General features: G+C 71.2%; 22 protein-coding genes and 1 tRNA gene. 9 read left to right on the top strand and 14 right to left on the bottom strand.

Going from position 1 to position 18,873, the window contains the following annotated elements; all coding sequences use genetic code 11:
- Positions 1-19: 19 nt before the first annotated feature.
- The 5 genes from AC5RV6_RS04575 to AC5RV6_RS04555 all read right to left on the bottom strand — a co-directional run bounded on the left by AC5RV6_RS04575 (position 20) and on the right by AC5RV6_RS04555 (position 3,647).
- Complete coding sequence (locus AC5RV6_RS04575; protein ID WP_494006090.1) at positions 20-922, bottom strand: metal ABC transporter permease; 903 nt, start codon at positions 920-922, stop codon at positions 20-22.
- Entirely contained in the window at positions 915-1,775 is an 861-nt protein-coding gene (locus AC5RV6_RS04570; protein WP_494006089.1) for a metal ABC transporter ATP-binding protein, read from the bottom strand. The genes AC5RV6_RS04575 and AC5RV6_RS04570 overlap by 8 nt, the downstream gene beginning before the upstream one ends.
- The gene (locus AC5RV6_RS04565; RefSeq protein ID WP_494006088.1) at positions 1,772-2,707 is read right to left on the bottom strand and encodes a metal ABC transporter substrate-binding protein; all 936 of its coding nucleotides are present in this window, start codon (positions 2,705-2,707) and stop codon (positions 1,772-1,774) included. Before AC5RV6_RS04565 ends, AC5RV6_RS04570 begins: the two co-directional genes overlap by 4 nt.
- A 144-nt stretch (positions 2,708-2,851) precedes the next feature.
- Entirely contained in the window at positions 2,852-3,103 is a 252-nt protein-coding gene (locus AC5RV6_RS04560; RefSeq protein ID WP_494006087.1) for a hypothetical protein, read from the bottom strand.
- A 316-nt stretch (positions 3,104-3,419) separates the two neighbouring features.
- Positions 3,420-3,647 carry a hypothetical protein gene (locus tag AC5RV6_RS04555; protein ID WP_494006086.1) on the bottom strand — a complete coding sequence of 76 codons (228 nt, stop codon included), beginning with the start codon at positions 3,645-3,647 and terminating at the stop codon, positions 3,420-3,422.
- 164 nt (positions 3,648-3,811) lie between these two features.
- Between AC5RV6_RS04555 and AC5RV6_RS04550 the strand changes: the two genes are divergently transcribed.
- Positions 3,812-4,345, top strand: a complete 534-nt coding sequence (locus tag AC5RV6_RS04550; RefSeq protein ID WP_494006085.1) for a mycothiol transferase — start codon at positions 3,812-3,814, stop codon at positions 4,343-4,345.
- Between the two features lie 116 nt (positions 4,346-4,461).
- Positions 4,462-4,534: transfer RNA gene (locus AC5RV6_RS04545), tRNA-Ala, on the top strand.
- Positions 4,535-4,648: 114 nt separating this feature from the next.
- Here AC5RV6_RS04545 and AC5RV6_RS04540 read toward each other — a convergent pair.
- A complete protein-coding gene (locus tag AC5RV6_RS04540) occupies positions 4,649-5,101 on the bottom strand; it encodes a DUF3592 domain-containing protein (RefSeq protein ID WP_494006084.1) in 453 nt (150 codons plus the stop codon).
- 305 nt (positions 5,102-5,406) lie between these two features.
- On the opposite strand from AC5RV6_RS04540, the gene AC5RV6_RS04535 reads away from it, so the two are divergent.
- Positions 5,407-5,958, top strand: coding sequence for a GNAT family N-acetyltransferase (locus tag AC5RV6_RS04535; RefSeq protein WP_494006083.1), 552 nt, complete (start codon positions 5,407-5,409; stop codon positions 5,956-5,958).
- Positions 5,959-6,132: 174 nt separating this feature from the next.
- Here the strand turns inward: AC5RV6_RS04535 and AC5RV6_RS04530 are convergent, their stop codons facing one another.
- Entirely contained in the window at positions 6,133-7,452 is a 1,320-nt protein-coding gene (locus tag AC5RV6_RS04530) for an APC family permease (protein WP_494006082.1), read from the bottom strand.
- 212 nt (positions 7,453-7,664) lie between these two features.
- On the opposite strand from AC5RV6_RS04530, the gene AC5RV6_RS04525 reads away from it, so the two are divergent.
- Positions 7,665-7,997, top strand: coding sequence for a helix-turn-helix domain-containing protein (locus tag AC5RV6_RS04525; protein WP_494006081.1), 333 nt, complete (start codon positions 7,665-7,667; stop codon positions 7,995-7,997).
- A gap of 304 nt (positions 7,998-8,301) precedes the next feature.
- Here AC5RV6_RS04525 and AC5RV6_RS04520 read toward each other — a convergent pair whose 3' ends face one another.
- Both AC5RV6_RS04520 and AC5RV6_RS04515 read right to left on the bottom strand, forming a co-directional pair.
- On the bottom strand, positions 8,302-8,889 hold the full coding sequence (locus AC5RV6_RS04520) for a ClpP family protease (RefSeq protein WP_494006080.1): 588 nt from the start codon (positions 8,887-8,889) through the stop codon (positions 8,302-8,304).
- Positions 8,886-9,584 carry a ClpP family protease gene (locus AC5RV6_RS04515; protein WP_494006079.1) on the bottom strand — a complete coding sequence of 233 codons (699 nt, stop codon included), beginning with the start codon at positions 9,582-9,584 and terminating at the stop codon, positions 8,886-8,888. The genes AC5RV6_RS04520 and AC5RV6_RS04515 overlap by 4 nt, the downstream gene beginning before the upstream one ends.
- A 158-nt stretch (positions 9,585-9,742) precedes the next feature.
- On the opposite strand from AC5RV6_RS04515, the gene AC5RV6_RS04510 reads away from it, so the two are divergent.
- The gene (locus AC5RV6_RS04510) at positions 9,743-10,282 is read left to right on the top strand and encodes a hypothetical protein (protein ID WP_494006078.1); all 540 of its coding nucleotides are present in this window, start codon (positions 9,743-9,745) and stop codon (positions 10,280-10,282) included.
- Positions 10,279-11,214: an aldo/keto reductase gene (locus AC5RV6_RS04505; RefSeq protein ID WP_494006077.1), complete on the top strand. Its 936-nt coding sequence runs from the start codon at positions 10,279-10,281 to the stop codon at positions 11,212-11,214. Before AC5RV6_RS04510 ends, AC5RV6_RS04505 begins: the two co-directional genes overlap by 4 nt.
- A 50-nt stretch (positions 11,215-11,264) precedes the next feature.
- Here the strand turns inward: AC5RV6_RS04505 and AC5RV6_RS04500 are convergent, their stop codons facing one another.
- Positions 11,265-12,311 (bottom strand): tartrate dehydrogenase, encoded by a 1,047-nt coding sequence (locus tag AC5RV6_RS04500; RefSeq protein WP_494006076.1) that lies wholly within the window; start codon positions 12,309-12,311, stop codon positions 11,265-11,267.
- A 236-nt stretch (positions 12,312-12,547) separates the two neighbouring features.
- Here AC5RV6_RS04500 and AC5RV6_RS04495 point away from each other — a divergent pair, with 236 nt between their 5' ends.
- Complete coding sequence (locus AC5RV6_RS04495; RefSeq protein WP_494006075.1) at positions 12,548-13,618, top strand: glycerol dehydrogenase; 1,071 nt, start codon at positions 12,548-12,550, stop codon at positions 13,616-13,618.
- A 78-nt stretch (positions 13,619-13,696) separates the two neighbouring features.
- On the opposite strand, the gene AC5RV6_RS04490 is transcribed toward AC5RV6_RS04495, so the two are convergent.
- The 3 genes from AC5RV6_RS04490 to AC5RV6_RS04480 all read right to left on the bottom strand — a co-directional run bounded on the left by AC5RV6_RS04490 (position 13,697) and on the right by AC5RV6_RS04480 (position 15,366).
- Positions 13,697-14,323 carry a GXWXG domain-containing protein gene (locus AC5RV6_RS04490; RefSeq protein WP_494006074.1) on the bottom strand — a complete coding sequence of 209 codons (627 nt, stop codon included), beginning with the start codon at positions 14,321-14,323 and terminating at the stop codon, positions 13,697-13,699.
- Between the two features lie 33 nt (positions 14,324-14,356).
- Positions 14,357-14,932 carry a GNAT family N-acetyltransferase gene (locus AC5RV6_RS04485; RefSeq protein ID WP_494006073.1) on the bottom strand — a complete coding sequence of 192 codons (576 nt, stop codon included), beginning with the start codon at positions 14,930-14,932 and terminating at the stop codon, positions 14,357-14,359.
- 68 nt (positions 14,933-15,000) lie between these two features.
- A complete protein-coding gene (locus AC5RV6_RS04480; protein WP_494006072.1) occupies positions 15,001-15,366 on the bottom strand; it encodes an ArsR/SmtB family transcription factor in 366 nt (121 codons plus the stop codon).
- A 180-nt stretch (positions 15,367-15,546) separates the two neighbouring features.
- On the opposite strand from AC5RV6_RS04480, the gene AC5RV6_RS04475 reads away from it, so the two are divergent.
- A complete protein-coding gene (locus tag AC5RV6_RS04475; RefSeq protein ID WP_494006071.1) occupies positions 15,547-15,981 on the top strand; it encodes an arsenate reductase ArsC in 435 nt (144 codons plus the stop codon).
- 81 nt (positions 15,982-16,062) lie between these two features.
- Entirely contained in the window at positions 16,063-17,451 is a 1,389-nt protein-coding gene (locus AC5RV6_RS04470; protein ID WP_494006070.1) for an FAD-dependent oxidoreductase, read from the top strand.
- A gap of 43 nt (positions 17,452-17,494) precedes the next feature.
- On the opposite strand, the gene AC5RV6_RS04465 is transcribed toward AC5RV6_RS04470, so the two are convergent.
- Positions 17,495-18,757: an Nramp family divalent metal transporter gene (locus tag AC5RV6_RS04465; protein WP_494006069.1), complete on the bottom strand. Its 1,263-nt coding sequence runs from the start codon at positions 18,755-18,757 to the stop codon at positions 17,495-17,497.
- Positions 18,758-18,873 lie beyond the last annotated feature (116 nt).

Raw genomic sequence — 18,873 nt, 5'->3', positions numbered from 1 at the left:
CTGACGCTGAAACCGCAGGTCAGGCCGCCGTCGTCACGTTCGCCGTCGCGTGCGGGGCCGCATCCGCCGTCGGTACCCGCCGGCGTCGGGCCGCCAGCCGCCTGCCGATGATGCCCTGCCGCGGCGCGAACAGGTACACCAGGGTGAACACCACGCCCTGGCAGAGCACCATCATTCCGCCGGGGGAGGTGTCCAGGTACCAGCTCAGGTACAGCCCGGTCACCGAGCAGGCCACCGACACGGCGGGGGCGATCAGCAGCATCCGGCCGAACCGGTCGGTGAGCAGATACGCGGTGGCGCCGGGGATGATCAGCATCGCGACCACCAGGATCACGCCCACCGCCTGCAGCGCGACGACGGCGGTCAGCGCCAGCAGCCCGAGCAGCGCCGCGCCCAGGACCTTGGGGCTGAGCCCGACGGCGTGCGCATGCGTGCGGTCGAAGGCGTACAGGGTGAAATCGCGGCGCTTGAGCAGCAGCGCCAGGAGCGCGACACCGCCGAGCAGCCCGATCTGGGTCAGGTCCGCGGCGCTGACGCCCAGGATGTTGCCGAAGATGATGTGGTTCAGGTCCGTCTGGCTGGGCGTGACCGAGATCAGCACCAGGCCCAGCGCAAACAGGGTGGTGAAGACAATGCCCATCGCGGCGTCCTCCTTAACCCGGCTGGTCCCGTTGACCAGCCCGATCAGGGCGACGGCCAGGAAGCCGAAGACCACCGCGCCGACGGCGAACGGGGCGCCGACGATGTAGGCGAGCACGACGCCGGGCAGCACCGCGTGGGAGACGGCGTCGCCCATCAGCGACCAGCCGATCAGTACCAGCCAGCAGGAGAGCACCCCGCACACGGCGGCGGCGATCACGGCCACGGAGATGGCGCGGATCATGAAGTCGTAGTTCAGCGGATCCAGCAGCAGCTCAAACATCGGAGGTTCCCTTCGCGACGGTGCCCGCGGCCGCGGGGGCGGGCGGTGCCGGTGAGGCGGATGCGGACGGCTGGTCGACGGCCCCGGACGGAGCGTCGGCGGCCCCGGACCGGGTGCCGCCCAGCACATCGAGGCCGAACGCGCGGGCCAGGTGCTCCGGACGCAGCACCTCGGAGGGGTGCCCGTGCACCAGCACCCGACGCATCAGCAGCACGGCCTGGTCGGCCAGCTCGGGCAGGGCCTGCAGATCATGGGTGGAAATCAGGATGGAGCGTCCGTCGTCGGCCAGGGCGCGCAGCTGCGCGGTGATGGTCGCTTCGGAGCGCTTGTCGACGCCGGCGAACGGCTCGTCCAGCAGCAGCACGGAGGCTTCCTGGGCGATGCCGCGGGCCACGAAGGCCCGCTTCTTCTGCCCGCCGGAGAGCCGGCCGATCTGCCGGTCCGCGTACTCGGTGAGCTCCACGCGCTCCAGCGCCCGGTCCACGGCGTCGTGGTCGGCCTGCTTGGGACGGCGGGTGAAGCCCATGTGCCCGTACCGGCCCATCATCACGACGTCGCGCACCGAGACCGGAAAGGACCAGTCCACCTCCTCGGCCTGGGGCACGTACGCCACGGACCCGCGGCGGCGGGCGGCGGCGGGGGAGCCGCCGTGGATGCGCACCGAGCCGGCGTCGGGCTTCACCAGGCCCATGATGGTCTTGAACAGCGTGGACTTGCCGGAGCCGTTCATGCCGACCAGCCCGCACACACAGCCCGGATCCAGGGTGAGCGAGGCGCCGTCGAGCGCGGTCACCTCCCCGTAGCGGACGGTGACGGCGTCCACGGCGACCGCGGGCGCGGTGGCACCGGTCACGGCCGGTCCCCGGTCAGGCCCGCGAGGATGGTCTCGGCGTCATGGCGCAGCAGGTCGAGATACGTGGGCACGGGGCCGCCGTCCTCGGAGAGCGAGTCCACGTAGAGCACACCGCCGAACTCCGCGTCGGTGGCCTCCACCACGCGCTGCATGGGCTCGTCGGAGACGGTGGACTCGCAGAACACCGCAGGCACCTCGTTGTCGCGGACGAATTCGATGGTGTCCTTGATCTGCTGCGGCGTGGCCTGCTGCTCGGAGTTCACCGGCCAAATGTAGCGCTCGGTGAGTCCGGCGTCGCGCGCCAGGTAGGAGAAGGCCCCTTCGCAGGTGACCAGGGCCCGCTGGCTCTCCGGCAGGGTGGCCAGCTCGCCGGTGAGCTGATCCTGCACCTCCTGCAGCTCGGCCTTGTAGGCCTCGCCGTTGGCCGCGTAGGCCTCGGCGTTGTCCGGATCCAGGTCGCTGAACGCGGCAACCATGTTGTCCACGTAGATCTGTCCGTTGACCGGCGACATCCAGGCATGCGGATTGGGCTTGCCCGCGTAGGCGTCTTCGCTGATGTCCAGGGTGTCCACGCCTTCACTGACCACCACGTGCGGCACGTCGACGTCCTCCACGAACTGGCCGAACCAGGCTTCCAGGTTCATGCCGTTGTCCAGGATCAGGTCCGCCTCGGTGGCGGTGCGGAGGTCACCCGGCGTGGGTTCGTAGCCGTGGATTTCGGCGCCGGCCTTGGTGATGGAGGCGACGGTGAGGTGGTCCCCGGCGACGTTCTGCGCCATATCGGCCAGGACGGTGAACGTGGTCAGCACCGTGGGCTTGCCATCCTCGTCCGGGCGGGCGTCGGCGGAACCGCCGCACGCGGTCAGGGCGAGCAACGCCAGGGCCGCAGCGGCGGCGGTGCGGAAACGTGTGGCAGGAGCTTTGAGGAACATAGCAGGACACTAATATTAGGCGCCCCTGTAAAACAAGTTCGGCACGCCTAACTATGATCAGCACCCTTGCATTCCGGTTCGCCAAGCGTAGCTGAGCGGGCGTCCGGCCGCCGCCGCATGGAAGCGCGACGGCGGCCGAACGGTTTACCAGCGGACCTTGCGCTCCCGCGGGCCCTGCCTGCCGCTGGAGTGCTGCGGCTTGCGGCTGCCGCCCAGGCTCTGCCAGCCGGGCAGGGCCGACGACGAGGCGCCGGCGCCGGTGCGCTGGCTGCCGTCCGCGAGCCGGGACGCGGCGTCGTCGCTGAGGTGGACCTGCAGGTCCGGGGCAGCGGCGGGCGCCTGATCGCCAGGCATGGGACTGGTCTTGGAGACGGGTTTCTTCTTGGGGCGGGTCATGGGATGCTCCCTCGGTTCCGAGCCGTGAGGACGGCCGGGCCGTTCCGGGGGCCGCGCGGTGCCGCGCACGATGCGCGGGTGGGCGGGACCTGGGTTTCGAGCTGCAGACGGAACGACCGCGAGGCAGTGCCTCAGCCGGCGATTTTGTTGATGGTCTGCGTGCGCACAGAGCGGCGCTACTCGAAAATCAGCATGCCCAGGAGCGTAGCAACAGGGTCACCGGCGGACAAGGGTCTGCGCGCAGGCAGGCTCATCCTCCTCCACCTTGGGTTGGATCCCTCCAAGGTGGTGGGGGAAGCGGGGGCCGCTGCGGTCGTCAGGTGATGCGGCGCCGGCTGAGCAGCCCGGACATCATGAGGAACAGCCCGCCCGCCACCGGCGGCCACCAGAGCAGCAGCGGCGCGGTACCGCCCACAATGGCGATGCCGAACAGGGTGATCAGTCCCGCGAAGAGCAGCAGCATGCCCAGCACAATGCGCAACCTGCCGCGGTTCGGCGGCGGGATCGGCGGCAGCCAGGGCGGACGCTCATCGGTCCATTCCATCGGGCCAGTGTAGGACCGTCCGGGCTGCATGTAACCGGCATCCCCTGCTTTTTCTGCTCCCGCCCGCGGTGCCGGCGCGACGCCGTCGGGCACCTTCCGTACCGGTCGGCCAGCTGGCAGGATGGCAGGCACCGACTGCCCCCGACCTGCCCTGGAGTGTGCACATGGATGCGAGCGACCTGCTGCTGGATGCCTTCGGACGGATGCCGGACTCGGTGCGCGGAGCGGTGAAAGGCCTGGACGCGTCGCAGCTGAACCACCGCCCGTACGCCGCGGGCAACTCCGTCGCCTGGCTGCTGTGGCACCTGGCCCGGGTGGAGGACGCGCAGATCGCCGACGTCGCCGGTCGGCCGCAGGCATGGACCGAGGACGGCTGGTTCGAGCGGCTCGGGCTGCCGCTGCATGTGGAGGACACCGGGTACGGGCACACATCCGAACAGGTGGGGATGGTCCGGGTACGGTCCGGGGAGGAGCTCACCGGGTACTACCGGGACGTGCACGCCCGCACCGCCGCCTTTGTCTCCGGGCTGGATGCCGCGCAGCTGGACCAGGTAGTGGATGAGGCCTGGGATCCGCCGGTGACGCTGGGCGTTCGGCTGGTGAGCATCCTCGACGACGTCGCCAAGCATGTGGGGCAGGCGGCGTATCTGCGCGGGGCGCTGCTGGCCGGCGCCGATGACGGTGACTCCTGGTCCTAGCCCGGGGAGCAACAGGTGCCTGCGGCCCGCCGTCGGGCGTTTTGGTGCCGGTGGCATGAGTGCTTACAATGGGAGTCGGCCCTCCGGGGCCGGCAGCGGAGCTTCGGTTCCGGTGCGGGGCTTTAGCTCAGTTGGTAGAGCGTTTCGTTCGCAATGAAAAGGTCAGGGGTTCGATTCCCCTAAGCTCCACACAAAGGAAAACCCCCGGGAAACCGGGGGTTTTTGCTTTGCCCGGGACGCTGCGCGGTGCAGGCACTGGCGCCGGTGCGGCACTGCCGCGCTCCCGGCAGGCAGCAGGCGGCGTCAGCCTTCGCGGCCCTGACGGCGGGCTCGAAACCAGTCCACGCTCGTCTTCCACATGACCCAGCCCCCCGATATGAGGAGGAGGGCCACCAGCCACGGGCCCCACCGGTAGGTCTTCTGCCAGCCGTCCACCACGTAGCCCTGCCATGGTTCAGATGGAACGTGGAAAACGCGTACCACTTCGCCGCTCACGCCCTTGGGGGCCGGCGCCCCGGACGAGGTGGTTCCGCCCTCGTAGACCGTATCCTCGAACGTCGCGGTGCTGCCGTCCGCACGGGTGAATCGCACCACCGCCACCGTGGCGAGCGACCGGCCCTGCCGCTCTTCGAAGACGCGTATTACGGTGCCTGTCGTTTCGGTTCCATGCTCGAGGAGGTTCTTGTCCGCTTCCACCAGGTGGACCATCCCCCAGCCCAGCGCGACGCCGACGAGCACGGTGACGAGGCCCGCCATGAACGGCGGAAAGACCCAGCGTGTCTTCGGCCCGGCGGCCTTCTCGGGTCCGCGGGTGCTCCCGGCCCTCGCCGTGCGCCCGGCTTTGGCCTTGCGCCTGGTCTTCGCATTGCGCCGGGACTGGTTTCTCCGCCTGGTTTCCGTTTTCCGCCCGGACACTCTTCCCCCCCACTGTCGGCGTTGCCGCTGGCCACACTACCGGCGCCGCCGCGCGCACCGGCCGAGCCGCCGGTGCTGAACTGCCGCTCCGTCCGGCACCCGGGCGGGCGCCCGTGGGGTTGAACGGCTGCACCATACTGGTGCGCATGACCCTGACGCTCCCGCCCTGGCCGCAGATCCCGCCCGCCCACGGTGGCGTGGTGCTGCGCGCGGCAACCGAGGACGACGCCGCGATGGCCCGCGAACTGTCCGCCGACCCCTACGTGCCGCTGATCGGGACATTGCCACACCGGGCAACCGAAGAGCAGGCGCGCGAGTGGGTCCGCCGGCAGCAGGGCCGGCACGCCGAGGGGGCCGGGTTCTCGTTCACCGTCGCCGAGACCGGAACGGGCCGGGCGGTGGGGCAGTGCGGGCTGTGGTTGCGGGAACTGGAGCAGGGCCGGGCGACGGCGGGCTATTCGCTGGTCCCCTCCGCCCGCGGCCGCGGCTTGGCCGCCGATGCGCTGTCCGCGCTGACCGCGTTTGCCTGGACCCTGCCGGAGCTGCACCGGATCGCGCTGTACATCGAGCCGTGGAATACCGGTTCCGTCCGGACCGCCGAGCGGGCCGGCTACTCGCGCGAAGGGCTGCTGCGCAGCTACCAGGAGATCGGCGGCCGACGCCGGGACATGCTTCTCTACGCCGCCGTCCGGCCCTAGCCCCGGCGCGGCGGCGACGCGGCCGGGGCGCCCGCCCGCCGTCGTGGCCCTGGCGAAGCCGTGTCGACGGGGTCACCGCCCGGTCGCGCCCTCCGCCGCATCAGTCCACCTGCATGCCCGGCGGGTCGCGCCGGAACCCGCGGGTGAGCCAGGTCAGGTAGATGATGCCCAGCGTCAGCCAGATGCTGCCGAGGTTTTGGCCGGCAGGTCCAGGTTCAGCCAGAGGTAGATGGAGACCAGGGCCCCGACCGCTGGGGCGGCGATGTAGGCCAGCGGGTTCAGGTGCACGCCTGCGCGGCGCTGATGCGCCCAGTAAAAAACGCAGCAGGCATTGACCAGGGTGAAGGCGATGAACGCCCCGAAGTTGATGAAGGAGGTGGAGGTGCTTTCATCCAGGAAAAACGCCACGCAGCCCACCAGCCCGCACAGCAGCACGTTCAGGACGGGCGTGCGGAACCGGGGGCTGACGTAGCCGAAGATCCGCCGCGGCAGCGAGTCGCTGCGGCCCATCGCATAGAGCAGCCGGGAGGCGCTGGACTGCGCGGCGAGCCCGGACGCGAACTGCGTCACCACCAGCCCGGCCAGGAAGACCGCGCTGAACAGCGCACCGCCGATCTGCTCGGCAATCTCGAAGGCCGCGGAGCCCTCGTCCGTGAAGTCGGTGCCCGGATGCGCCAGCTCGGTGACATAGCTGAGGACGATGAAGATCACCCCGCCGACCAGAGCCACCAGCACGATGGCGCGGGGCAGCACCCGCGCCGGATTGCGGGTGTCGTCCGCCATGGCCGCCACCGCGTCAAAGCCCAGGAAGGAATAGGCCGCGACGGCGGCGCCGGCGGAAATGTTTTCGAAGTCGGTGCCGGGATTGAAGAACGGATCGAGGGAGAACAGTCCGCGCAGCCCGTCTTCGACGGTCACCGCCGCCACCGCGAACCCGATGAACAGCACGATCACCAGCAGCTGGAAGGCCATCAGCAGGATGTTGGCGCCTTTCGCGACGGCAACCCCGACGACGTTCAGCGCCGTCGTCAGCAGGATGAACCCGGCGATCCAGATCCAGAACGGAACCGCCGGAGAACCGGCCGACAGGAAGGAGGCGCCGATCAGCCAGATGACCATCGGCAGGAAGAAGTAGTCCAGGATGGAGGCCCAGCCGACCAGGAACCCCAGCCGCGGATCGATGTTGCGGCGCACGAAGTTGTACGACGCGCCGGCCTGCGGAAAGGCGGCCGCCATCCGGCCGTAGCTGAGGGCGGTGAAGAGCATCGCCACCAGGGCGAGCAGATAGGACCCGGCCGCCGCGCCCCCGCTGCGGACGGCGATCACGCCGAAGGTGCCCAGCACCACCAGCGGCGCCAGATACGCCAGCCCGAACAGGGTGAGCGAACTGAGGCTGAAGGACCTGCGCAGCGCCGCTCCGGAGGCCCCGGCCGCGGAGGCCCGGGCCGCGGGCGTGGAACCCTGCGGATGCGGTGAGGCGGCGTTGGGGTCCATGCGGGCTCCTCGTGGAACACCGGGCGGAACCGGCACCGTCCGGGCTGCGGGCAGGAAAACGAGGGCAACGTGCCGGGCGCCGGAGCGCACTGTGAAAAGGCTACGTGTCCGCCGGCCGCCGGCGCCATGGCCCCGCCCGCCGTCCCTCTGCCCAGAGCAGAACTGCTCCGCCGCCTCTCCCGGCGGCGCCGCCGGGCGTTTTACAGTCGAGCATGGCCGACATCGAGGTGTTTCCCCGTTCCGCTCCCGGCTCCCGCGAACCGCTGTGGCGGGAGGTGCTGGGAGAGCTGCTGCGCCGGCTGCGGCATGAGCGCGGCCGGACGCTTGGCGAAGTCGCGGAGCGCGCCGGCATTTCACCGCAGTACCTTTCGGAGATCGAGCGCGGGCGCAAGGAGCCGTCCAGCGAGATGATCGCCGCCGTCGCCGGTGCCCTGGGCATTACGCTCCTGGACCTCACCGCCGCCGCGGCGGAGGTCCTGCTCCTCAGCCGGGGCGGCGTGCCGCAGCGGGCGGCGGTCCGCGGGGCCTTCGCCCTCGCGGCCTGAGCCGTTCCGGGAGCGGGCTTCCTTTCGGGTGCGCCGGCCGAGACCCGGGTTTTCCTCCGGTTTGCTCCACTTCCCTCCGCTTTGGCCAGGTCCTCCGCTTCTAACCGGAGGAGCCGGTCGAAGTGGAGGGAATGGCGCGGAACCGGAGGGAACGGCGCCGAACTGGAGGGGGCAACGTCGAACCGGAGGGGCGCGGCGCCCAAACGGACGAATGAGCCCGACGCCCGGACGCGCCGCCCGCCGTCGCGGCGCCCAAGCGGAGCACCGAGCCCGACGGCCGGACGCGCCGCCCGCCGTCGGGCGCTCAGCCCTGCTCGATGACGTGGTCGAGCAGCCCGTAGTCGCGGGCCGCCGTGGCCGTGAAGAGCCGGTCCCGGTCGGTGTCGGCCCGGAGCGTCTGCACGCTCTGCCCGGTGTGCCGGGCCAGGACCTCCTCCATGTCGGAGCGCACCCGGACCAGCTCGTCAGCCTGCAGGATCAGGTCCGGAATGGCGCCGCGGCCCTGCACGGCGGGCTGGTGCAGGATGACCCGAGCATGCGGCAGGGCGGCCCGCTTGCCTGGCGCCCCGGCGGCCAGCAGCACGGCCCCGACGGCGACGGCCTGGCCCACGCAGGTGGTCGCCACCTGGGGGCGGATGAAGCGCATGGTGTCGTAGATGGCCAGCATCGCGCTGGGATCTCCGCCCTCGCAGTTGATGTACAGCTCGATGTCGGCGTCGGGCTTGTCCGCGTGCAGATACAGCAGCTGCGCGATCAGGGTGTTGGCGACGCCGGCGTCGATCGCGGTGCCCAGGTAGACGATCCGCTCGGTGAGCAGATGCGAGTAGATGTCCATGATCCGCTCGCCGCGCGGGTGCTGCGCGATGACGTTGGGAACGGTGTAGGTGCTCATCGGATCCGCCTTTCCGAGCCGGCGTCGGCTCCTGCCATGGTGGATGCACCGGCCCCGGACCCGGCACCGGAGGGGGCGCCGGCCCCGGTCAGGCCGAAGCCGGCGGGGGTGCGGCCGCGCGGCCGGAACTCGTCGAAGGAGCTGACGATCCGGTCCACGAACCCGTAGGCGCGGGCCTCTTCGGCGGTGTACCAGTGGTCGTGCAGCGAGTCCTCGAAGACCCGCTCCACCGGCTGGCCGGTGTCCTCGGCGATCAGCCGCAGCACGGTGTCGCGGGTGTGCCGCAGGTCGTCCGCCTGCAGTTCGATGTCGACGGCGGTGCCGCCGATTCCCGCCGACCCCTGATGCATCAGCACCCGGGCGTGCGGCAGGGCCAGGCGTTTGCCGCGGGTGCCGGCGGAGAGCAGGAACTGCCCGGCGCTGTAGGCGATGCCGAGGACCAGGGTGGACACGTCGTTGGGAATGGTGCGGATGATGTCGCGGATGGCGAGCATGGCCGGGACGGATCCGCCGGGGGAGTGGATCCACAGGGCAATGTCGGTGACCGGGTCTTCGGCGGCCAGGGAGATCAGCTGGGTGGCGAGCAGGGTGCCGTTGTCGTCGTCGAGCGGCCCGTCCAGGACCAGCACGCGCCGCTCAAAGAACTCCTGCCGGACGGCTTCGGTGAAGAGTGGGATTTTCGGTGATTCGCTCATGGCCCCACCCTGCGCCGGGCTGCGGACCGGAGGGAAGCGTTCGCTGCCTGCGGCAGATCTGCCCGCAGCGGAGACCGGCCTGTGCCGGGTGCCGACGCCGGCGGGCCGGGAGCCCGGCTGCGCTTGCGCCGCCGTCGGGCCCGGTTAGGCTGTCCCGCGTGGCAGTGGGGGACAGGAATGGCGACGGCGCGGGCAAGGACGTCCGCTACGAGTGGCAGAAACGGCCGGCCGAGTCGTTGCAGGGGATGCCGCCCAGGCGCAGGCGGCTCGTCGGCTGGGGGCTGGGGACCTTTCTCCTGCTGCCGCTGGTATCGGGCCTCGTGGAAGCGAGCGGACTGCCGCAGCCGTGGCGCACGCTGCTGATCTTCGCCGGCTTGGCCGCGCTGTTCACCGCACTGATCAGCGCTGCCGTGCGGGAAACGCGGCAGCTGCAGGCCGAGGGCATCCAGCTGCCCCGGTATGCGGTGACCCGCGCGTCCCTCATCGGCATGTCGGTCCTCAGCGGCGGGCTCTGGTGTCTGGTCCCGATCCTCGTAGCCGCCGATTCGGTCGATTGGGCCGCCATCCCGGTGCTGCCCGCCGCCGCGACGGCGTGGCTGGTGTTCATGGTTCGGCGGTACCGCACCGACAGCCGGGCCGCGGGTCCCGGCGTCGGGCATACTGGTGCGATCGGCCCACAGCGAGGAGATCCCCCATGAAGACTGTGCCTTTCGGCCCGACCAGCACCCAGGTGCCCGCCGTCGCGGCAGGAATGATGCGCATCGCCGACAAGTCCGATGAGGAGATCCGGGCGCTCTACACTGCGGCCCGCGACGCCGGCATCGATTTCTTCGACCACGCGGACATCTACGGCGGCGAAGCCCACCGGTGCGAGCAGCGGTTCGCCTCCGCCCTGAACCTGAGCCCCTCCGAACGGGAACAGATCATCCTGCAGACCAAGGCCGGGATCGTGCCGGGGGAGTGGCACTACGACTCCTCCTATGAGCACATCGTCGCCTCGGTGGACGGCTCGCTGCGCGCGCTGGGCACCGACTACCTCGACGTCCTGCTCATCCACCGCCCCGATGCCCTGGTCGAACCGGAGGAGGTGGCCCGCGCCTTCGACGAGCTGCACAGCGCCGGCAAGGTGCGTGCCTTCGGCGTCTCCAACCACACCCCGCGGCAGATCGACCTGCTGAAGACCGCCGTCAGCCAGCCCCTCGTCGCGAACCAGCTGCAGCTGTCCATCACCCACTCGCCGATCATCGCGCAGGGGCTGGCCGCCAACATGGCCGGCGAGCAGGACGCGGTGACCCACGACGGCGGCGGCATCCTGGACTACTGCCGGATCAACCGCATCACCGTGCAGGCCTGGTCCCCGTTCCAGACCACCTTCCGGGGCGAGGTGATCTTCGGCTCGGAGAAGTATCCGGAACTGAACGCCGAGCTGGACCGGCTGGCGGGCAAGTACGACGTCGAGCCCATTGCGATCGCGACAGCGTGGATCACCCGGCACCCGGCCGGGATGCAGGTGGTGCTCGGCACCACCACCCCGCAGCGGGTCGCCGACGCCGCGGCCGGCTCCGACCTGCCGCTCACCCGTGCCGAGTGGTACGGCCTGATCCAGACGGCCGGGCACCGGGTCCCGTAAGCACCGGCAGGGCCGGGCCGGAGCCCGCCGCCAACTCGGGGCCCGGCGGCTCAGAGCCGATCGATCACCGCGTCGGTGAAGTCCGCCGTCGACGCCGTCCCGCCCAGGTCGCCGGTGCGGATGCCGTCGCGCAGGGCGCCCTCGAAGGCGTCCGTGAGCTTCCGCGCCGCGCTCTCCTCGCCCAGATGCTCCAGCATCATGGCGCCGGACCACATCTGGCCCACCGGGTTGGCCAGCCCCTTTCCGGCGATATCCGGAGCGGTGCCGTGGACGGGCTCGAACATGGAGGGGAACTCGCGGGTCGGGTTGAGGTTGGCCGACGGCGCGACGCCGATCGATCCGGCGACCGCCGCCGTCAGGTCGGAGAGGATGTCCCCGAACAGGTTGGACGCGAGGACCACGTCGAGCGACCCGGGCTTCAGCACGGCCCGCGCCGCCAGGGCGTCGATGAGCACCGACTCGACCTCGACGCCGGCGTAGTCCGCCGCGACCTCGGCCACGATCTCGTCCCAGAACGGCATGGAGTGGATGATGCCGTTGGACTTGGTGGCCGAGACGATCCGGCCGGTGCGGGTTCCGGCCAGCTCGCAGGCAAACCGGGTGACGCGGGCGATACCCTCCCGGGTGAACACGGCCTGCTGGATGGCCAGGGCCTCGGGGCGGCCGCTGTACGCGCGGCCGCCGATCTCCGAATACTCGCCCTCCACGTTCTCGCGCACCACCACCAGGTCCAGGTCCTCGGCGCCGATCACGCGCGGCGAAATGCCGGGCAGCAGGCGCATGGGCCGCAGGTTGATGTACTGCATGAACTCGCGGCGGATCGGAATCAGCAGCCCCCACAGGGTCACGTGGTCGGGGATATCGGGATGCCCGACGGCGCCGAGGAAGATCCCGTCGCCGTCCGCCATCTGCTCCAGCCCGTCGGCGGGCAGCATCGCCCCGTCCTTCAGGTAGCGCTCCGACCCCCAGTCGCGTTCCCGCCACTGCACCGTGAATCCTTCACTCCGCGCCACGGCGTCGATGGCCCGGGCCGCGGCCGGGGCCACTTCCTGGCCGATGCCGTCACCGGGAATGAGGTCGATCGTGTACTCGCGCATGGGGCCTGCTCCTTGCCTGTGTCGTGTGTGCAAAGCCTAGCCACCCGCCGCGGCGGCCGGGGCATCGGAGTTTTGGCCGGCCGCTCTGGCCTGCCGCTGCACGCGGGCCTACCGTGGAGGCCACCGTCTCCGGGAAAGGCCCGCTTCCATGCTTGAACTGCCGCTGCGCACCCTGATCAGTCCCGGCCGCTACGTGCAGGGCCCCGGCGCCATTGTCCGGCTCGGGGAGTACCTGCGTGACGTCGGCTCCCGCCCGCTGGTGGTGGCCCGACGACGTCGTCTGGAACCTGGTCGGCGGCGCCGTCGAAACCGCCTTCCGCACCGGCGGGCTGCCGCTGCGCCGCGTGGGCTTCGGCGGCATCCCGACCGCCGTCGAGGTGGACCGGCTCACCGACGCCATCCGTGCTCCGGGCGAAGACCCGGCGGACGTGATCGTGGGCGTCGGCGGCGGCAGCACCATCGACGCGGTGAAGTCCGCCGGGCATCAGGCGGGCATCCGGTGGGCCTCGGTGCCCACCGTGGCCTCCACCGACGCGCCGACCTCGGCGCTCGCGGTCATCTACACCGCTGAGGGAACCTTCGAGGAGTACCGGTTCTTTCCCCGCAACCCGGACCTGGTGCTGGTGGATTCGCAGATCGTTGCCTCCGCTCCGGCGTCGTTCCTCGCACACGGGGTGGGGGACGCGCTCGCCACCTGGCTGGAGGCCCGGGCGACGGCGGCGTCGTACTCGACGACGATGGCGGGCGGGATTCCCACGCTGGCCGGCACCGCCCTGGCCAAGCTGTGCTGGGACACGCTGTGGGACCACGCGCTGCCGGCATTGGATGCGGTGCGGGCCGGGGTGACGACGGCGGCGGTGGAGAAGGTGATCGAGGCCAACACCCTGCTCTCCGGACTCGGCTTCGAATCCGGCGGGCTGGCGGCCGCCCATGCCATCCACAACGGACTCACCGCCGCGCCGCAGACGCACGGGCTGGCGCACGGGCAGAAGGTCAACATCGGGTCCCTGACCCAGCTGGTCCTGGAGGGCGTTCCGGAGGCGGAGGTCGCCGAATTCATCAGGTTCACCACCAGGGTGGGGCTGCCGACCACGCTGACCGAGATCGGCCTGTCCGTGGACGACACGAAGGAGCTGGAGCTGGTCGGCGTGGCGGCGACGGTGCCCGGGGAGACCATGAAGGCCATGCCGTTCGACGTCGGCCCGGCCGAGGTGGTGCAGGCGCTGAAGTCCGTCGAGGGCTTCTCCCGGCGGGTGCGTCGCGAGGCGGGACTGCCGGAGCCGCAGCCGTACACCGCCGGGCACTGAATAACGCCGCCGCTGCACCGGAACTGAACGGCGCCGGCACTGAGCGCCGGGACTGAACGACGCCGGCAGCGGGTTCCGCTAGGGCGTCGACTCGCGCCGGAGGACGAAGAAGAAGGGCCGGCGCATGCCCCGGGCATCCATCAGGCCCAGCAGGGTGTGGGCGTCGATCCGTTTGAAGAGGTCGTTGATCGGCAACGCGTCGTAGATCATGGTGGCGGTCGGCGCCGCCGTGGCCGCTGGCGCAGTCTCCGCCTCAGCCTCCGCCGTCGCCGTGGGGCCCTTGGCTGCCGGCGGCTCGGTCATCCGCAGCCGGGCTCCCGGGCGTCGGGTGCGCAGCAGGGGCATCAGCCGCCGCAGAAACCGGAGGGTGGCGGGCCGGCGCAGCCGCAGCACGGCGCCCAGCGGCACCAGGGCCGGATTCACCGCAAACGTCCCGCCGTTCGGGGCGGCGAAGATCAGCGGGAAACACGCCTCAGCGCCGTCGAACCGCTTGCCGTGCCAGCCCAGGGCGGACAAGGCGCCGTCGAGCCGGTGGCCGGTAGGCAGCTCCGATCCCCGCCATGATCCCGTCAGATCGGCGACGTCGGCCGGCGGCAGCGCGTCGAAGAACGCCTTGGCCGTGGCGGTGTCGGTTCCTTCCTGCAGATCGGCCAGCCGCCGTCCGGCGGGCTGGCTGATCGTCTGCCGCTCCTGTGCCTGCTCCATGTGCGCTCCTCCCTCCGGGCGGCCCGCGCCGGGTCAGGGCCCGGCCGGCCGCGGATCTGTGGACAGGATGCCCATGTCGATGGCGTCCACCCACTCGTCGCCCCAGTGAAGCACCTCGCGGCGGCGTCCTTCCATCCGAAATCCGCACTTTTCGTAGCATCGCTGTGCGCGCGGATTGAACGCGAAGACCTCCAGGCCCACCCGGTGCAGCCCCACGTTGGTGAAGGCATGCTCGAGCACGGCCCCGACCGCTTCGGTGCCGTACCCGCGGCCGTACGCGTGCGGGCCGGCCAGGGCAATGCGCAGGCCGGCGGATGCGTTGTCCGGGTCCAGGTCGTTGAGCACCACTTCGCCGAGGTAGCTCTCGTCCTCCCGGCTGATGATGGCCCAGTCCGCGCGGTCCGTCTCAGCTGCCAGTCCGGCCAGCCAGGCGCGGATCTGCTCCTGTGTGAAGTCGGTGTGGGTTCCGGTGAGACGCCGGGCCTCGTCGTCCTGGAGCGCGGCCCAGGCGCCGTCGAAGTGGGCCGGGCCCAGCGGTTCCAGCCGCAGCCGCGGGGTGGTCAGGACGGCGACGGCGGTGAACGAGGTCTGTGTGATCACCCCAGGCATCCTACGCGCCGCCGCTCCACCGGGCGTCCGCATTACCGGGCGGTCCGGATGCGGGCAATGCGCTGCGGCTACCGGCCCTGCTGGAAGGTGTCGGCGAACTCTTTAAGGGCCCCGGGTGCCACTGAATAGTAGGCCCAGATGCCGCGCTTCTCACGGGTGAGGAGCCCGGACTCCACCAGGATCTTGAGGTGGTGCGACACCGTGGGCTGGCTGAGCCCCACCGGGCCCGTCAGGTCGCAGACGCAGGCCTCACCGTCGGGGTGCCCCAGGATGAGGGACAGCAGCCGCAGCCGGGTCGGATCCGCCACCGCCTTGAGCAGGTGGGCGAGGCGGACGGCCTCCTCCTCGCCCAGCGGCGGGCCCAGGGGTATTTCGGGAGCTGGAGGCGCCGATACAGGCTGTCCGGATGCCGGGGCCGGGCTGATAGCGGTCATGGCATCCATTATGGGCACACATTGACAGTTGTCGATGCGTTGAACAAAGATCGGGCATAGACCGTCATCGATGGCTGGAACCGGGGGTGGCAGCACCGCCGTCAGATTCCCCCAGCGTCGTCGGCGGTGCCCGTCCGTGTCGCATCCGGCCACAGCCGCCGCCTCTGCAAAGGAGACCCCGTGACTGTCCGGCCCAGTGTCCTGTTCGTCTGCATCCACAACGCCGGCCGCTCCCAGATGGCCGCCGCCTACCTCTCGGCCCTGAGCGGGGGACGGGTGGAGGTACGTTCCGCCGGGTCCGCCCCCGCAGATGCCGTCAACCCGGCCGCCGTGCAGGCCATGGCCGAGGAAGGCATCGACATCTCGGCCGAGCTGCCCAAGGTGCTCACCACCGCCGCGGTGCAGGCGGCCGACGTCGTCGTCACCATGGGCTGCGGCGATACCTGCCCGGTGTTTCCCGGCAAGCGCTACGAGGACTGGCAGCTGGCGGACCCCGCCGGCCGGGGGCTGGACGCGGTCCGTCCCATCCGCGACGAGATCCGGCGGCGGGTGGAGGCACTGCTGGCGGAGCTGGTGCCCGCCGGAACACCCGCGCGGGAGGAGGACCCCGCATAGCTTTCCGCCGGCCGTGGCACGGCAGCGACGCCGCCACCACCGACCCGAAATACCCACCCCACGTGAACAAATGGAGAACCGATGGAAGTAGCGGCACCCCCCACAATGCTGCAGGAACTGCCCGTGGCCGTGATCGGAGCCGGGCCGGTGGGCCTGGCCGCGGCAGCGCAGCTGATCGAACGCGGCCTGCGCCCGCTGATCTTTGAGGCAGGCCCGGAACCCGCCGCGGCGGTGCAGTCCTGGCGGCACATCCGGCTGTTCTCGCCTTGGCGATACAACATCGACGCCGCCGCCCGCCGGCTGCTCGAGAGCGCGGGCTGGCAGGCGCCGGATCCGGAGATGACGCCCACGGGCGCCGAACTGGTGGACCGCTACCTGGCGCCGCTGGCCCGGCTGGCACCGCTCGCGACGGCCCTGAAGCTGAATACCCGGGTTACCGCCGTGACCCGGATGGGCCTGGACCGCACGCAATCCGCGGAGCGTGAGCAGCGTCCGTTCCTCATCAGCACGATGGACGGCCGCGGCATCGACGCCGAATATCCGGCCGGCGCGGTGATCGACGCCAGCGGCACCTGGAACACGCCGAATCCGGCCGGCGGCTCCGGCCTGCCCGCCCCGGGCGAAGCCGAAGCCCGCGCGATGGGCCTGGTGTCCGGGCCGCTGCCGGATGTCCTGGGTGCGGAGCGCGACCGGTTCGCCGGCCGCCGGGTGCTGGTCACCGGCTCCGGCCACTCGGCTGCGAACACCCTGCTTGCGCTGGCCGAACTGGCCGACACGGCCGGCGGCCGGATCAGCTGGGCGGTGCGCGGTACCGGCACGGCCAGGCTCTTCGGCGGCGGCGATCAGGACGGCCTGCCGGCCCGCGGCGCCCTCGGACAGCGGCTAAAGGCCCTGGTGGAAGCCGGGCGCATCGAGCTGCACACCGGATTCACCGTGACCGGTTTCAAAGCCGCCGACACGCTGCTGGTCACCGGGCGCACCGCAGGCGGCGAGGAACAACTGGAGGTGGACGTGCTGGTGCCCGCCACCGGGTTCCGGCCGGACCATTCCTGGCTGAGCGAGATCCGGCTGGACCTGGACCCGGTGGTGGAGGCGCCCAGCCGGCTCGGACCGATGATCGATCCCGAGTTCCACAGCTGCGGCACCGTGCCGCCGCACGGGGCCCGGGTGCTGTCCCACCTGGAACGGGATTTCTACATTGCCGGGGCCAAGTCCTACGGCCGGGCCCCCACCTTCCTGCTGGCCACCGGATATGAGCAGGTCCGCTCGATCGCCGCGGAGCTGGCCGGGGATTCGGCCGCCGCGGACGAGGTGCATCTGGACCTGCCGGAGACCGGGGTGTGCTCCACGGACCCCGCACCGGCCTCTGTGGCGGAGGGCGGCTGCTGCGCGCCCGGACCCGCGCAGCTGGGGCTGCCCACCGGCCTGAAGCACGGCCGGTCAGGGGACGACGCCGGTGTCGGCTGCTAGCTGACCGCAGGCGCGGGACGAGGTCCGCACCCGTTGCCGGGCCTCATCCCGCGCCCGTGAACGTGAGCACCAGCAGCAGGGTGTTCAGCCCGATCAGCAGCGCCGCCACCAGGATTCCGAGCGCCGTGGTCCACCAGCGGTTGCGGTAGGCGCCCATCGGGCCGGAGCGGGCGGTCAGCCAGACCAGCGGCACCAGGGCGAACGGAATCCCGAAGCTGAGCACCACCTGGCTCAGGATCAGTGACCGGGTCGGATCCAGGCCCAGCGCAAGGATCGCCAGGGCCGGCAGCAGCGTCACCAGGCGCCGGGCGGGCAGCGGCACCCGGATTTTCAGCAGCCCGGCCATGATCTCGGCCCCCGCATAGGCGCCCACCGACGTGGACGCCAGCCCGGAGGCCAGCAACCCCACCGCGAACAGCGTCGCGACGACGGCTCCCAGCGTCCCCTCGATCGCCGCATAGGCCCCTTCGAGGGAGTCGGTGCCGGCCGTGCCCTGCAGCGAGGCCGCGGCCAGCAGCAGGATCGCCAGGTTCACGGAACCGGCGACGGTCAGCGCCACGGTCACGTCCCAGCGGGTGGCCCGCAGCAGGGTGCCGGTGTTCAGCCCTTCGGTGCGCACCGGAAACCGGTCCCGCGCCAGCGCGGAATGGGCATAGATGGCGTGCGGCATCACCGTGGCCCCGAGGATCGACGCGGCGAGCAGCACCGAGTCGGCGCCGTCGAACCGGGGCACCAGCCCGCCGGCGAGGGCACCGGCGTCGGGCGGAGACATCACCACGCCGGCCGAGAAGCCCACGGCAATGATCACCATCATCGACACAATCACGTATTCGAAGCCGCGGTGCCCGTGTTTCTGCAGGGCCAACACGGCCATGGACACGGCGCCGGTGATCAGCCCGCCGAGCAGCAGCGGCAGGTCGAACAGCAGCCAGAGGGTGACGGCGCCGCCGATCACCTCCGCCACGTCCGTGGCCATCGCGACGAGCTCCGCCTGCAGCCAGTACAGCCGGCGGGCGGCCCGCTGCCCGGTCCGCTGTCCCAGCAGCTCCGGCAGCGACCGGCCGGTCACCAGCCCGAGTTTCGCGGACAGGTACTGCACCAGCCAGGCCATCGCGTTGGCTGCCACCACCACCCAGGCCAGCAGGTACCCGTAGCGGGCACCGGCGGTCATGTTGCTCGCTACGTTTCCGGGGTCGAGGTAGGCCACACCGGCCACGAGGGCGGGGCCCAGCAGCCAGGGCAGCCGCAGCGTCCGGGCATGGCCCGCAGAGGCGGGCGACGGCGGCAACCCGGCTCGGCGCGGCATGGCAGCCAAGCTAGCACGCGGTTTCGGGCTGCCGAACACCGGGCCGGCAACCCGGACGGGGCGGCGCCGAACCGCGGTTGTGGCTCTTGCAACCGGGCTTGGGGCGGCAGACGTAT

This window comes from Arthrobacter saudimassiliensis (assembly GCF_059090665.1).
The sequence above is the reverse complement of the archived record's forward strand: the minus strand, read 5'-3'. Positions and strand labels throughout refer to the sequence as shown.